The following is a 15,399-nucleotide window of genomic DNA, read 5'->3' on the forward strand; positions in this document are numbered from 1 at the left end:
CTATTAGACCTTATGTCACAGGCAGGAAAAACTGGCTCTTTGCCGATACGACCCGTGGAGCTAAAGCCAGTGCCCTTGTATACAGCATGATTGAGTCTGCGAAAGCGAATCAACTCAACCCATATATGTATTTGGTATATCTACTGTCAAAATTGCCGGGCTTGAAAGAATTAACGCAAGAATCTCTGACACCCTATCTGCCATGGTCACCCGAATTGCCATCATGGTGTCATAAAGACTCAAGCAAGACACCCCAAGATTAAGCGCTTACTGTTGTTCCACACGTTTGGAGGTAAGGATTGCATTCACTACCTGATATGTATTACTGCCAATTCGCTCTGCCCATTTAAGAAAGCGATCACCGTTCCATTCTAGATACTTCTGGTGATCTTGCGGCATATGCTCCACAATGGTGTCATACTGTCCCTTGCGTCCATAAAGACGTCTGTGGGAAGCAATACGGTTATGATTGTAGAAAATTTCAATTGTTTTGTCTGTTACCCTTACATCAACCTTCCGTTTGATATATTCAAATGGAACCGAGTATAGCATTCCGTCATACGATATGTGATAATTGAACTGAACGGTGGCTTGTTTCCATTCCGCCAGTTCGTAAGGGGTAGCAGGTAATAATGCCAGCAATGGCAGTTCTTCGTCGCGGAAGAGTTCCAACCGGCTGCCCTCTTTCTTTTGAAAAGGCTTTGAGTTGAAATCTTCCAGTTTTCCCCAGATGGCTCTGTTTAATTCAGCCAGGGTGAAAAACTGTTCATTGCGTAATGCAGCTGTAATCCAGGTGGAGATATTTCCAACAGTTCCTTCTGCATTCGGCTTATCTTTGGGTGCCCTAACACGGGCAGGGATGATGGCTGTTCCATAATGCTCCGCCATCTCGTGGTAGACAGTGTTTACCTGCTGGTTGTACCATCCACCGTTATGTATCACGGCTGTCTTGCAGTTATCAGGTACAAGGATTTTGGCTACACCACCAAAGTACTGGTACATATGGACATGAGCAGTAATCCATGCCTGCTGTCTCTCATTGATGAAAGCTTCCACATAGGCATACTGACTATAGGTCATGACACCAACAAAAATGTAGGCATTGATGACTTCGCCAGTATCCGGATCAATTATCCGTGCAGGATCTCCAGCCCAATCAACTTCTACTTGTTCACCAGGTTTACGGCTGATGTGCATGGTGGCACGGCGTTTCTGCTCATCCTGTTGAATGTAATAGCAGAATTGTGAATACATGAGCGGCTCCTCGCCATTTAAACGGCATTCCTCCATGTATTCTGCCCACAGGAGCTTTTTACTGACTCCATTACGGAGTAGTTCTTTGCGGATGTAGGCAAAATCCGGAAGCCTTTTGGTGCCGGCATCTTTGCCTTCTTTAGGAAACAAAAGGTTATCCAAAGCCTTGTCTGTCATACTTTCATTCAGCGGCCATGCAAGATTTAATTCTTTCGCACGATGTTGAACTTTGACGACAGTTTTCTGTGCAACACCACAGCTTTGCATGATGTTGCGTTGAGTAAATCCAAGGCTGGTAAGCCTTATGATTTCTCGGTAATTGGTCATAATAGTGACCTCCTTATAATGGTTTTACATCTTGCGATGCATTATTCCATTATAAGTTTTATATAAACTGATTTCCGACTATCGGAATCATGATTTCTTAGTAATTGGAATGTTGATTTCCATACACCGGACAGGTGATGGATTTTACTCCGGAATACTCAGCTGGTGGAAACCGATTAGCATTTTATTGTGCCTTTTTACAGTAATGGCGTTCTATTTCTACAAGCTCTGGCTCAGCCTTTACTTCGGCAGTTACCTCAGCTTCATTAAACAGATTGAACTGATCGTATTGGCTTTTCTCACTGGATGCACCAAATTGATGATGCTTCGCAAGTTTTACCCGCTCCATAAACCATTATACTTTCTGAGAAAGTTGCACAATTTGTTCTTTCATTGATATGTATTCAGATTTGGTAATTGTAACTTTTTCTTCGTTTTTCATATTCATATTACATCATGAAAGCCCAGTTAAATCCATAGTTTCTACTATTTTAGTTCTATTTTATACAATGGCATTTGCTTTTACTTCCTGCTGTTTTATTTTTTGTGTAAGACGGGGACTGCCTAATAAGTATTCCATTTCTTCGGATGTAAGCATCATGGTTTGCTCATCTCCAGCTAAAGACCATTTGAAATGTCCCTTCTCCAGTTGCTTAAAGTGCAGCAAAAAGCCATCTCCATCGCATTCTAGAATTTTTAACCGATCGCGATTCCTATTACAGAATACAAATAACGTCATACCGAACAGATCAAGCCTAAAAATACCTTCAACTATTGCAGCCAGCCCGTTTATTGACTTACGCATGTCTGTATATCACAGCAAGGTATATTCGTCTGTCTCTTATGTTCAACATAGTTTCAATGCCTTGCATAGACGTATAAATGCTGTTTCATTAAAGCTACAGGTACAATAACTGTAAAACCTTTAATTTTTACTTGTATTTCAGGTACCACTGCTAAGGATGTCACTTTTGCCCTTTTGCTTTCTGCCATTGGTTCTCTATGCAGAAATGAGTTTTTCTTTGGAATAAGTCCTATTTTTTAACTTGCTAATCCTATCCGACATAGTAGAGAGGTTAATATCATTCTCTTCACACCACGCTTTCAGTGTCTTACCACACATTCGTTGCTGTTCAACCCATTCCTTGTCCGTCTGTTTTGCTGAGCCCATATATTTCCGTCTCCTTGGTATCAGTTTAAAATGCTTCGAAACATCATGTGTAGGTGTCGAAATTTTTGACGCTTACTCAGAAATGGAGAAGAACGGCACTTGATTTGCGAAGTGCTTGCTGGCTTTTTCATACTTCCTCCTGAAAAAGGGCATAAAAAGCCAGAAATAACACTTCTGTTACTCCCGGCTTTTCCGCCCTTATTTTACTTCTTCTCAATCAATGTTTGCAACAGATTCTCTCTTACCTCAGGTTCAAATTCCAAATTATTCAGTATAGTCTCTATATCTTCAAGATTATCAGAATCAGCATATTTCTCTTCAATAAATGATCTATCTATTAATCCATCTCTAATTAAAGATGAGTAGCCCTTTTCAATATAGGTCTGCTTACCATTTAATTTGGCCAAATATAATAACACTATTCCTAATTTACACCCCGAAGTAATATAATTATGTTCAAACTTCTTACATGGTTTCCAACCCAGTTCTTTTTTTACAACTTCCATAAATTCCACTGGTTTATACTCAAAATATTGATAGTAATTTATAAAACTTGCATCTGGCATCTGGAAGAATGGTAATAAATCCTCTCTGCCTATACTTTTTACATATTGCTGAGTATCTTCCATCATTATTGTCAATTTGTTACTCAGGTTTCTTTGATACATAATCCTTTTGGGATCAGTTTCTATTGACTCTGCTTCCCCATATACATTAATTTGCTCTGGGTCATATCCAGTAAAAACAAAAGGAATATTAAAAGCTTTTGCAAAGTCCGAAGCCACTTTTTTCAAATAAACTCCACATAAATAACATATCTGGCTACAATCATCCTGATGTAACCTTTTATCAGTAAAAAGAAATTTATAATATGAGATTACATCTTTAAAACTCGGTTTAAATGTAACCAATTGGATACCTAACTGAGTTGATACACTTTTTGAAGTGATAAATGTATCTTCGTACTCAAAACCGTTGTCTATAGTAAGAGCAAGTAGGTTTAGATTATAATCGCGTTTTAATCGCAAAGCAAGATAAGTACTATCTTTGCCTCCACTAAGCATAATCAGCCCATCATAGTTATATTTCCCTTTTACTTTATATATCATCTCCTCAAATATTTTTTTTCTTTCTTCAAACGACATAGCCTTAGTTTTTTCCTTACTTTTACATAAGTTACAGATTCCATCTGAACCAACAATAATGAAATTAGTTCTGTCTTCCTGAATTAAGCAATGTGAACATGTTTTTAACATAAAAAATCAATCCTTTCAATAATATAAAAATTAAATATATACATACTCAACAGCCTATTTTAAGGCTTTTCAATAAAACCACATTCATTAAAATAGTCAAAGTATTTTTTGATAATTTCTTTATTAATTTTAGGGCATTCTATTCCTGAGCCCTGCAAGCCTTGTCTAACATTGTCCGACATGTATTTTAACACTTTATGAGGATCATATTTCTCAGCTGCTTCAAATACTTCTGCAGGTATTTCAGAAAGCTCACTTTTAGATTTCATCTTCTCTTTTAGTTGCTCTTTCCACTTATTAATTGGTACTATTTTTATTGGATAACCAAGTGATGTTATCCAGCTTGCCAATTCACTTATAGAAAAAGTATACGGGGATACCATATTGAAATTATTATTCATAGAGTTGGCTTTAGTAGATAGATAAACAATTGTACTGCTTACATAATCTACTGGCATCCAATTATAAAAAACATCTTTATTTGGAATTATCCCTGATAACGCCATACTTCTTATTGTTTTACATGCAAAATCACCTGTATTCCATACACCAGTTACACTGTTACCAGACACCGTATCAGGGCGGTAAATAGTAATAGGAAGCCCCTGTTCTCTAGCATTCTGAACAATTTTTTCTGCAACCCATTTACTCTGAGTATACCCAATATTATTTTTTAGGCCTTCGTTTTGAATAAGCTCTGTATCGTCATTAATTGCTATGACTTGACCTGATTTATCTTCCGGCAGATAAATATTATCATATACAGAAATCGTAGATACATAATGTATTGGTTTGATTTTTGATCTTGCAGCCAATTTTAAGATTTCAATGGTTCCCAAAACATTTGCCTTCTTTAATACTGAATATGGATATACAAAATTAACAAATGCCCCATTGTGAAATATTATGTCAATACTAGTTGATAGCTCTTCAAATTTCTGTTCTGTAAGACCCAGTAACGGCTTCTCTAAATCCCCGATTACAGGTACAATCCTTGTCATTATGTAATTCTCACAGAGCAGTTGTCTCTTTATTGAATTTTCAATCTTTCTCAGTGCAGCAGCATCGTCTTCTGCCCTTACGAGACAATAGACATCAGCTGATTTATATGTTTTTAAAATATCAATAAGGAGATTTGTTCCAATACTTCCTGTTGCCCCTGTTAAGAGAATTCTTTTTGGATTAAACCAATCTGAACCAAGTTTCCCCTCTATTCTTGCCTCTTCTTCAAAGTCAATATTCATGGCATCCTGACTCTGACTTTCATCAGCTACAGCACTCTTTCCATCAATTATTTTAGCCAGATGTTGAATAGTTGGATTAACCAGTAACTCTGTAAGTGGTATCCTAAAATTAAGTTCTTTCTCTATTTTATCTATTAATTTAATTGCGATAAAGGAATGCCCTCCTACACTGAAGAAATCATTGTTAATACCGACCTTTTCAATCTGTAGAATATCCTTCCATATTTCTACAAGCTTTCTTTCTGTATAATTACGTGCTTCAGTATAATCTCTTACGCTTTCCTTTATTGATGCATCAAGTCCTGGAAGTGCATTCCTGTCTACCTTACCATTTGAATTGAGAAGAAATTCATCAACTTTTATAAATACAGACGGAACCATATATTCAGGAAGTTTATTTCTCATAAAAGCGTGTAGTTCCTCAAGTCCTATGGTGTTATTAATATTTTCCGTATAATATCCTATAAGTATGTTTTCTCCTGATTGATCCTTTTTTGCTAGAACAACGGCTTCTTTAACCATAGGATGTTGTGATAAAACAGACTCTATTTCTCCGACTTCTATTCTTAATCCCCTGATTTTAACCTGATTGTCTATACGTCCCAAGAATCCAACGACTCCATTCGGAAGGTAATATGCTAAATCTCCGGTTCTATACATAAATGCTTCCGGCTTCGAAGGATCAAGGTCTTTCTTAAACGGATTCCTTACAAATTTCTCTGCTGTTAATTCAGATCTGTTCAGATATCCTGCTGCAACCCCCTTGCCACCTATACAAAGTTCACCTGCTATACCAATAGGAGTTGGATTAAGTTCCTTGTCAAGTATATAAAGCTCTGTATTTGGAAATGGTCTCCCAATAGGTACAAACCCTTGACTATCATCCTGAATTTTATCACAATCAATAAATGTACTATCAATTGTCACCTCTGTAACACCATAGGCATTAATAAATCTTGTACCTTCAATAAAGTATTCTTTAAACTCAAAGTATTCTTTCATATTCCAGCTATCAGAACTTATTACAAGTGCTTTCATGCTATCAATTATTTTGTTTGCTCTTTTCATATACTGAACTAGATGTCTTATAACAGCAGGAACGAACTCCGCAAATTCAACCTTCTCTGTTTGAATTATATTGTAAAGCTGCTCTGGATTCAATAAATATTCACGAGGGCAAAGAACCAGTTTGCCACCTGAGCAAAGTGATCTTATAAAGTCACCTACAAAAACATCAAAAGTGAAGTTTGCCATCTGTAAATGAGTTTTACATATATTCTCAAGCAAATAACCTTCTTGATATCCATAGAATATATTTGTAACACCTTCATGTATGATTTTTACTCCTTTTGGGGTTCCTGTAGAACCTGAAGTATAAATAACATATGCAAGGCTGTACTTAGGTATTTGAACATTAAGGTTTTTATTGTCATATTTATTTAGTATAGGAAATATTTTGTCAATCTCTACTATACTTATATTATTTCCTTTAAAGTCTGACGCAAACCTCGTTTCAGTTAAAACTGCTCCTGCATTTGAATCTGATAAAATAAATTCCTTTCTGTTAATTGGATACTCTGGGTCTATAGGTACATATGCAAATCCGGCTTTGAATACTGCCATAACTGAGATAACAAGTTCAATTGACTTTGTAAGACAAATGCCAATAATACAGTGATTTTCTCCCACCACCTCACGCAGATGGTTTGCCAACTGGTTTGCTTTAGTATTCAGTTCATTATAAGTAATTGTTCTCCTTGTACCATGCTCATCTCTGCCCACAACAGCAATTTCATCAGGTTTCCTTAGTGCATGTTCTTCAAACAGATTATGAATATGCTTATCCTCATCAAATGATACTTCTGTATTATTCCATTTTTTAATAACAAGTTCTCTTTCCTCAGAGTCAATAAAGTCATATGATATTATTTTCTTATCTGGATCGGAGATTATATGTCTTAACAGCATTACAAAGTGGGTTTTAAACCTTTCAATTGTGCTGTCATTGAATAACTCTTTATTATACATTATATGGGTATCAATATAATCTTCTTCCTCCATCATCTCAAAATCTATATCAAATTGCCCTTCCTGCTGAGGTATTTCAAAAAACTCTATGCCAGAGTTTATGCTATTTTGCTTGGACGTCATAAGTTTACTTATAAACTGAAAAGTCACTTGGAATATAGGAGATATTCCTGCATCCCTTACTGGATGTAATTTTTCACAAATCGCCATAAATGGGTAATTTTGGTGCTCTAATGCTGAGTATACAGTTGTATTTATCTTATTTAGCAAGTCTCTAAACGTTGGATATCCTGATAAATCTCCTCTTATTACAATTAGATTTATAAAATATCCGAATGTATCATTATACTTATTTCCCACCCTAGCATTTGCAGTAGTTCCCACCAGTATATCTTCCTGCCTTGAATACCTGTACAATAATACCATAAATGCAGTAAGCATTATTGTATATAATGACTTTCTTTCTTTTTTTGCAAACTCTCTGAATTCACTTGTAAGTTCTCTATCCACAATAAATTTTTTTGTTGCACCTATTTTTGTCTGCATGGGCAAGTGTGGTCTATCCTTGGTCAAATTCAATACAGGCAGTTCTCCGCCAAGATTCTTTTTCCAGTAGTTCCACATATCTTCGTTGTTAAGCATCTCATCCTGCCATGAAACATAGTCAAAATATTTAAAGTTAGGTGTTACCTCTGGAATATTTTGTGGATTTTTCAAAAGCATTTCGTAAAAGTCCCATAGATCCTTTACAATTATTCCTGTAGACATAAAATCTGTAATAATATGATGAATATTAAACATTATCACAATATCATCTTGTTTTATTTTAAATAAAGTAATTCTAAACGCTGGCATATTCTCTAAATCAAATGCAATATTGTACTCTTTTTTATTCTCTTCAATGAGCTTGTCCTCGCTCCAGTTTGAGGCATCCACAATCTTTATTGTTGGTTTATATATTTCATGTATAATCTGATATGGATTCCCGTCTTCTATTGTAAAGGTAGCTCGCATTAACGGGTGTTTGATTATTATTAAATCAATGGCACGACTGAATACCTCAATGTTCAAATTAAATTTAATTCTTACGTGGTAAGCAGTATTATACGCACTACTCATTGGGTCGGTCTTGTACTCGAAGTAAATTGATTTTTGACCGTAGGATAACGGGTAATACATCTTTTCTTTTTCCACATATTGTTCTTCAGCATTTTTTTCCACTTCTTTTATTTCGTTGTTTATCTCGGTATTTTCATTTTGCTCTATAGCAAATGACGGATCTCTTTTTTGTTCATATTCTACGGCTCCGCACATAAAGCTATGAATGTATACATTCTCTAATTCAATATTGAAGTCCTTATAAATGCTTTCAAAATTCATTCCACCAATTGGTACCAAACCCATATTGAACTCCGACTGCCTATCTAGTAAGACCTGTCCAATGGTGCCTGCTTCAATTTCTGCATAGTTTACATATTCGTCACCAAGAAGGTTCTTGTTTTCCCCATTATTTAATACAAGGAAGATGAAAAATTTCGCTTCCTTGCTTATAGCTATGTTAAACGGAGTATGACATTTGCTTATTGGCTGAGAAAGTGTATCATTTATCTTTATTAATTGATTTTGCTGAGCATCATACTTATATATTCCTTCTTCAATGGACTCTACACCACATTCCTTTATATAAAGAAATATATCCAATCCAGGTACAATTGCAGGGGATGTATATAGCCCTTTGTACCCACTATTTACTTGTTCTTTCCTTAATAAAGATAACAACTTTGAGAAGTCTTCAAAAGGAACTGTTTTATCTATATAGTGTCTCTGACTAGAACGTAATATATAATTGCTGTGTTCTACATTACATAATGCCAATTCAATGCTTTCATCAGTTTCCTGAAATTTTCTGATGTGCATCTGTTGCTTTGTCAACAAAACAAGTTCCTTACGGCTTAGAATATTAAACTTTCTCTCTCTTTGAATTTTTAACAAACTATCTATAGTATCAAATTCTGTCTTTCCTGTGTAATGCTTGTGTAGACTATTTTTGTAAACATTGTCTATTAATTCTGATCCATCAAAACAGGTTTGATCATTGTGATAATCAACATACCCTCCCATTAGAGAGAAAACAAACATATGTCCAGAGTCTAATTTAAAATATTGCTCAATCTGCTTAAAATCAAGACCTATTGTAGGATATAGACCTATATTGAACTGCGACTGCCTGCTTAATAAAAGCTGAGACATGTAACCTGTATCAATTCTTGACAAACATGCACTATAATCAACATAAACAGGCTTTACTGCATTTAACTGTGCAATAAAGAAAACCATGAAGCTACAGTGTTCAAAGATTGGCTGGTTAAATACATGGTTTGCAGAATTACCAATCTCAATATTTTGCGAGATAGGGAATAATCTATGAAGCAATGTATTGTAATAATATGTTCCTTCAACAAGTCCTTCTACAGCATCTTTTTTAATGTAGACATAGGTTTGTACACAGTTTCTTCCTCCCGCTGAAGGATATAAATACTTTGATTCACCCTTAACCTTCTCCATCTTCAATAGTCCGAGGAAGTTTGAAAAGTTTTCAAAGGAAATCTGCTTATTTTCAAAATCAATTGTGCTTGAGGACTTAATAAATACGTCCTTCCTAAAGTTTGGCTGTCCAAGAGAGATAGCAACTTCAAGATTATTGAGGCTCTCTTTTTCAACATCACTTCCTATAGATGAATTCGACTCAGAAGTTGAACAAACAACTTCACTCATTTGCGTATCCTTTAAGTATTTAACCACATCCTTGATAGTCGGAGTTGACAAAAATACCTCTACAGGAATTGATACTCCATATCTATCGCTCATTATTTGTGTAATAGTCATTAACGTAAGAGATGTAGCTCCCAAGTCAAATATATCATCATTCTCACTTATTTCTTCAGTGCTCTCCAGTGCCTCTTTAAAGATTGCTATCACTTCACCTAGCAATTTTACATTATCATCTACATCCATAGTAGCTTCAATATTGTTGAGTTCCTCTTTTTCAACGCCACTTTCTATAGATGAATTTGACTCAAGAGTAGCACAAACTTCTCCACTCATTTGCATATCCTTTAAGTACTTCACAACATCCTTGATAGTCGGAGTAGACAAAAATACCTCTACTGGAATTGCCATCCCATATCTCTCGCTTACTATTTGTGTAATAGTCATTAGCGTTAGCGATGTGGCTCCCAAGTCAAATATGTCATCATTCTCACTAATTTCTTCAGTGCTCTCCAGTGCCTCTTTAAAGATTGCTATCACTTCACCTAGCAATTTTACATTATCATCTACAACCATAGTAGCTTCAATATTGTTGAGTACCTCTTTTTCAACGCCACTTCCTATAGATGAATTTGACTCAGGAGTAGTACAAACTTCTCCACCCATTTGCATATCCTTTATGTACTTCACAACATCCTTGATAGTCGGAGTTGACAAAAATACCTCTACAGGAATTGCCATCCCATATTTCTCGCTTATTATTTGTGTAATAGTCATTAGCGTTAGCGACGTAGCTCCCAAGTCAAATATATCATCATTCTCACTTATCTCCTCGTTACTCTCCAGTGCTTCCTTAAAAATAACTATTATTTCGGGAGTTATGTCTCTAAACTCTTTTTCTTGCTTGTTATCTTCTTTTTTTAACTCCATATCTACAGGCCAAGGCAAAGCTTTCCTGTTTAGCTTTCCATTCTCCGTTAACGGAAACTCTTTAACAGTAACGATTATATTAGGAACCATATAATCTGGCAATTTGTTTCTCATATAATGTCTTATATCTTTTAATAGTGGCTCTTCACTACTTGAAGGTATAATATATGCAACTATCTTAGGAACATCAGTATCTTTATCCTGTACTTCAACAACAGCTTCCTTAATTAATTCATGTCCCAGCAGTGCATTTTCTATGTCACCTAGTTCTATTCTGAAACCTCGTATCTTAACCTGAAGATCAATCCTGCCCAAATACTCAATGTCACCATTAGGCAGAAACATACCCGCATCTCCAGTTTTATATAGTCTGTCAGATTTATTATTTGAGAAGGGGTTAGAAATAAACTTTTCGCTTGTCAGCACTGGACGATTTAGATATCCTGATGCAAGCCCCGCTCCTCCCACAAATATTTCTCCTGGTGTTCCTGTTGGCACTTTATTCAGATTTTCATCAAGTATATATAACTGTAAATCAGGTATTGGTTCTCCGATAACACTAGCCTTACAATCCTTATCACTCATAGTAATAGGGCGATATGTGACATGAACGGTAGTTTCAGTTATTCCATACATGTTCACAAGCTGAGGTACCTTATCACCATGGCTGCTAAACCATGGGCGAAGACACTGTAAATTTAGTGCCTCACCCCCAAAAATTATGTATCTCAGAGCAAAATTTGAACTCTTTCCAAGCTTATTCTCAGCAAGCATGAACTGTCTGAATGCTGTAGGCGTCTGATTAAGGACTGTTACCTTTTCCTCTACAACTAACTTATAAAACTCATCAAACATTCTGCTTATATTATATGGAACTATAACAAGGCGTCCTCCGTATAACAAAGCACCCCATATTTCCCAAACAGAAAAATCAAAGGCATATGAATGAAACAACGTCCAAACATCCTTATCGTTGAACTTAAACCATTGATATGTAGACTCAAATAAACGCACAACATTATAATGAGAAATCAAAGCTCCTTTTGGCTTTCCTGTTGAACCTGATGTATAAATAACATATGCGATATCGCTTAATTTTACATTAATCTGAAGGTTTTGATTGCTTTCCATATCTACTTTTAACTTGTCTCTATCCATACAAATAATTTCCATTTTGTTACTTGTGGAAATCTTGCATAAACATTTCTCTTGGGTTATTAACACAGGTATTTGAGAATCGTCTATTATTAATTCAAGGCGTTCCTTTGGATAATTCGGATCAAGTGGAATGTACGCGCAGCCACTCTTTAATACACCAAGTATAGCAACAATCATTTCTAGGGATCTCTCCATACAAATACCAATAAGTTTCTGATTTGCAACATTAAACCGTCTTAAGTAATGTGCAAGCTGATTTGCCCTATTATTAAGTTCTCCATACATCATGTTTTGCCCATTAAAGGTTAGTGCAACTGCATAAGGATTCTTCTGCGCCTGTTCCTCAAATATAGTGTGTATGCATTTAAACTTAGAATAGTCCAGATCTTTTTTCATTAAAGCCGTATTATCATCTATAACGGAAGTATAAGTCATTTTTGTTTTCAAGTCATCCCATGAAGATGTATCGTCTGCTAGTGATTTTAAAACTTCTTCATATTTATTAAACATTTCTTCAACTATACCGTCCTGAAATACGGAAGCATCGAAATCCCAATATATCAATAGTGAATCACCCTGTTTATAGCTCATGTTATCTAGGTATACTCCCGGTGTTAATGATATCCCGTAACCTAACGAAATATCAGAGCCTAGTTCTATACCGTCATCTCCAATACTATTTGTAAAAACAACAGGTAGCTTTAAACTTTCATGGTTTACGTTTTGAAGCATTTTTTTCCGTAACTGGTTTAATCCGCTTATAATCCCATGTCCAAGATCATTATGTACTATTTCCTGATAACATCTTGCCTTCTCAACAAATGAAAGGCTGGAATCACTTGTTACTACCCAGCTTAAAGAGGTAAATTCACCAATAAGCTTATCAATGTCAGGATGCATTGGAATACGGTTCCAGTCAACAAATACGGTTGTAAACGGCAAGGTTTTACTCCACATTGCTAAAACTTCCGTATACGCAGTAAATAATAATAATCCAGGATCAATAGCTAACTCCTGAGCCTTTCTTTCAAGCTTCTCCCAATTATTTATTTTCCCTTCTATTCTACGATGTACTGCCTGTCCGACTTTTTCATCTTTATAAGGAAGCATAGGTCCCGATGGCATTGTATCAAACTTTTCCTTCCAATAATCAGCTATAGACTTACATTCTGGTGCATTTTTTAAACGATTCATATATTGAATGTAGTCACAAAATGATATCTCTGGTTTTTGTATCTCATAGCAAGGATTTTTATACATCATAAATAGCTGTTTATATAGAAGTAAAATACTCCGTCCGTCAGCAATAAGTGCATCAATTGTAAAATGTACTCTTGACCTATTGTTTTTCAAGGTTGAAACTGTTAAATCATAAAGAGGCCATTTGTTTAAATCAAACCTCTTTTCTAGCTTATCCTTCCTGATTTCCTCCAATTGAACATCAATATCTGAATTTTGTCTTAAATCTTTTACTTCAATTATGCATTCAGGAACTTCATCAAGTATTTGCTGAGAGCCTTTACCGTTAATAACTGTTCTTAGCATATCGTGAATTTTTATTAGACGGTTAAATGCTTGCTGTAATTTTTGAACGTCTAATTTTTCAATATCAAACTCCTGATATGCCATACAACTCTCTTTGTTTTGAATATGTCCAAAAGCATTTGCCTGTTGCATATCCGATAGCTGGAAGCTATCATTTTTACTTACCTGTTCTTTTTTGAAAGGTATTTCATTGACATATTTGTGGAGAAGCTTATTATCCATCCGAATGTAATCAATTAACGATGCCTTCTCCCACATATCACCACTTGTTGCAAGTGTACAAATAAGTCTTATGTACTCTTTAAACATTTTTTGGGCTACGCCATCCTCAAAATACTCCTCTACTATATCCCACATTATATAAAGGCTTCCAAACTTCTCGTGTACTTGATGGTCAAGGCATACCTGCGGTGTTTGAGAAATAGAATAAGTTGCTTTTTCAAGCCAGCTATCTTGTGCATTCTTTCCTGCATTGTTAAGCATACTTGTAAAAACAACAGGGACAGAAAGGTTAGGAACTTTTTTATCCCTTACCCTTAGTTCACGCAAAGCCCTTATTCCGCTTACACTGCTATGGTCTAGATCCTCCCATAACTTTTGCTGATAGCATTTTACCTTTTCTTTAATAGTATACTTGTCAATATCCTCTATAGCAAAAATATTAGTTGATACAAAAGGTCCCACAACTTTATCGATATTTCTATTAACAGGTGGACGGTTGAAGAACGTAACAATTATTGAAAAGCTTGATTCGCTACTCCAATAATAAAGAAGCTCACTAAAGCACATTAATAACATCGAAGTATTAGATACTTCAAGCTTTTGTGCTATAGCCTTTAAACCATCCCAGTACTTCTTATCAATTACTTCTGAATATCTTTTTCTGGTAAAATAGCTTTTCCCCTGTTCTTTGGTTGGATTGCTCTTGTATGGAAGAGATGGCCCCCCAGGCAATTTTGCATATTTATTCATCCAGAATTCAAGGTCTTTTTTATATTTTGAAGAAACCTCTCTTTCTTTCTGAATTTTTACATAATCCCTAAAGTTAAAGTCCAGCATCGGAAGTTTAAACTCTGGGTTCTTGTACAGGTTATACCACTGATTAAATATCAAAGAGAGGCTGGAGCCGTCTACTATCCATTCATCCATACTAAAATGAATAATATTCCTGTCATTATCCAATACTGTAATACAAATCTCAAAGAGAGGCCATTGATTGACCTCATATAGCTTATGAGACAGTTTATTTCTTATACTGTTAAAATGCAGTTCAATATCCTCTGGACTTTTCTCCCTCATATCGTATACAACAAAATCATAATTAGGGATACTCTTTTTAATTCTTTGTTTTCTGTCAGGAAGTATTACTACCTGAAGCATTTCATGGTAATCCACAAGTCTGTTCCACGTTTCATTTAATCGCTGTATATCAAGATTTTCTTCTTCAAACTCAAAATAAACATGACACCCAACATTATCAAAGCTTTTGCCAAAGTATTTTCCTACTGAAAATGATTCCTGTATATCTGTTAAAGGAAACGGGTTATATTTTTCCACAGTTTCTAAATCCGCTACATTTAGATTATCAAGAATTTTCTTTGCATCCTCTGACTTATTTTCTTTTATTAGAGTTCGTACCTTTTGCAGGTATTTTCTCTTTTCCTGATTTGACAAATCATAGAAGTTTATGCTACTCATTTTTGACCCTCCCATAGCC

6 protein-coding genes are annotated in these 15,399 nt (G+C 35.4%); 1 reads left to right on the plus strand and 5 read right to left on the minus strand.

What is annotated here, in order from left to right; genetic code table 11:
* On the plus strand, window positions 1–263 hold a 263-nt coding region (locus LY28_RS14470; RefSeq protein ID WP_133250184.1), incomplete at its 5' end, for a transposase domain-containing protein.
* A gap of 4 nt (window positions 264–267) precedes the next feature.
* Here LY28_RS14470 and istA read toward each other — a convergent pair.
* The 5 genes from istA to LY28_RS14495 all read right to left on the minus strand — a co-directional run bounded on the left by istA (window position 268) and on the right by LY28_RS14495 (window position 15,380).
* On the minus strand, window positions 268–1,581 hold the full coding sequence (gene istA / locus LY28_RS14475) for an IS21 family transposase (protein WP_110462904.1): 1,314 nt from the start codon (window positions 1,579–1,581) through the stop codon (window positions 268–270).
* 184 nt (window positions 1,582–1,765) lie between these two features.
* Window positions 1,766–1,930, minus strand: coding sequence for an IS66 family transposase (locus LY28_RS14480; RefSeq protein ID WP_110462905.1), 165 nt, complete (start codon window positions 1,928–1,930; stop codon window positions 1,766–1,768).
* A gap of 153 nt (window positions 1,931–2,083) precedes the next feature.
* Window positions 2,084–2,386, minus strand: a complete 303-nt coding sequence (tnpB, locus tag LY28_RS14485) for an IS66 family insertion sequence element accessory protein TnpB (protein WP_110462906.1) — start codon at window positions 2,384–2,386, stop codon at window positions 2,084–2,086.
* 569 nt (window positions 2,387–2,955) lie between these two features.
* Complete coding sequence (locus LY28_RS14490) at window positions 2,956–4,008, minus strand: adenine nucleotide alpha hydrolase family protein (protein WP_110462907.1); 1,053 nt, start codon at window positions 4,006–4,008, stop codon at window positions 2,956–2,958.
* 59 nt (window positions 4,009–4,067) lie between these two features.
* Window positions 4,068–15,380 (minus strand): non-ribosomal peptide synthetase, encoded by an 11,313-nt coding sequence (locus tag LY28_RS14495; RefSeq protein ID WP_165835580.1) that lies wholly within the window; start codon window positions 15,378–15,380, stop codon window positions 4,068–4,070.
* Window positions 15,381–15,399: the final 19 nt, after the last annotated feature.

This window comes from Ruminiclostridium sufflavum DSM 19573, assembly GCF_003208175.1.
Classification (GTDB): Bacteria; Bacillota; Clostridia; order Acetivibrionales; family DSM-1351; genus Ruminiclostridium; species Ruminiclostridium sufflavum.

Coding starts and splice junctions, on each gene's coding strand:
- LY28_RS14490 (WP_110462907.1), bottom strand. CDS start 4,008: ATGTTAAAAACATGTTCACATTGCTTAATTCAGGAAGACAGAACTAAT.
- LY28_RS14495 (WP_165835580.1), bottom strand. CDS start 15,380: ATGAGTAGCATAAACTTCTATGATTTGTCAAATCAGGAAAAGAGAAAA.
- istA (WP_110462904.1), bottom strand. CDS start 1,581: ATGACCAATTACCGAGAAATCATAAGGCTTACCAGCCTTGGATTTACT.
- LY28_RS14480 (WP_110462905.1), bottom strand. CDS start 1,930: ATGGAGCGGGTAAAACTTGCGAAGCATCATCAATTTGGTGCATCCAGT.
- tnpB (WP_110462906.1), bottom strand. CDS start 2,386: ATGCGTAAGTCAATAAACGGGCTGGCTGCAATAGTTGAAGGTATTTTT.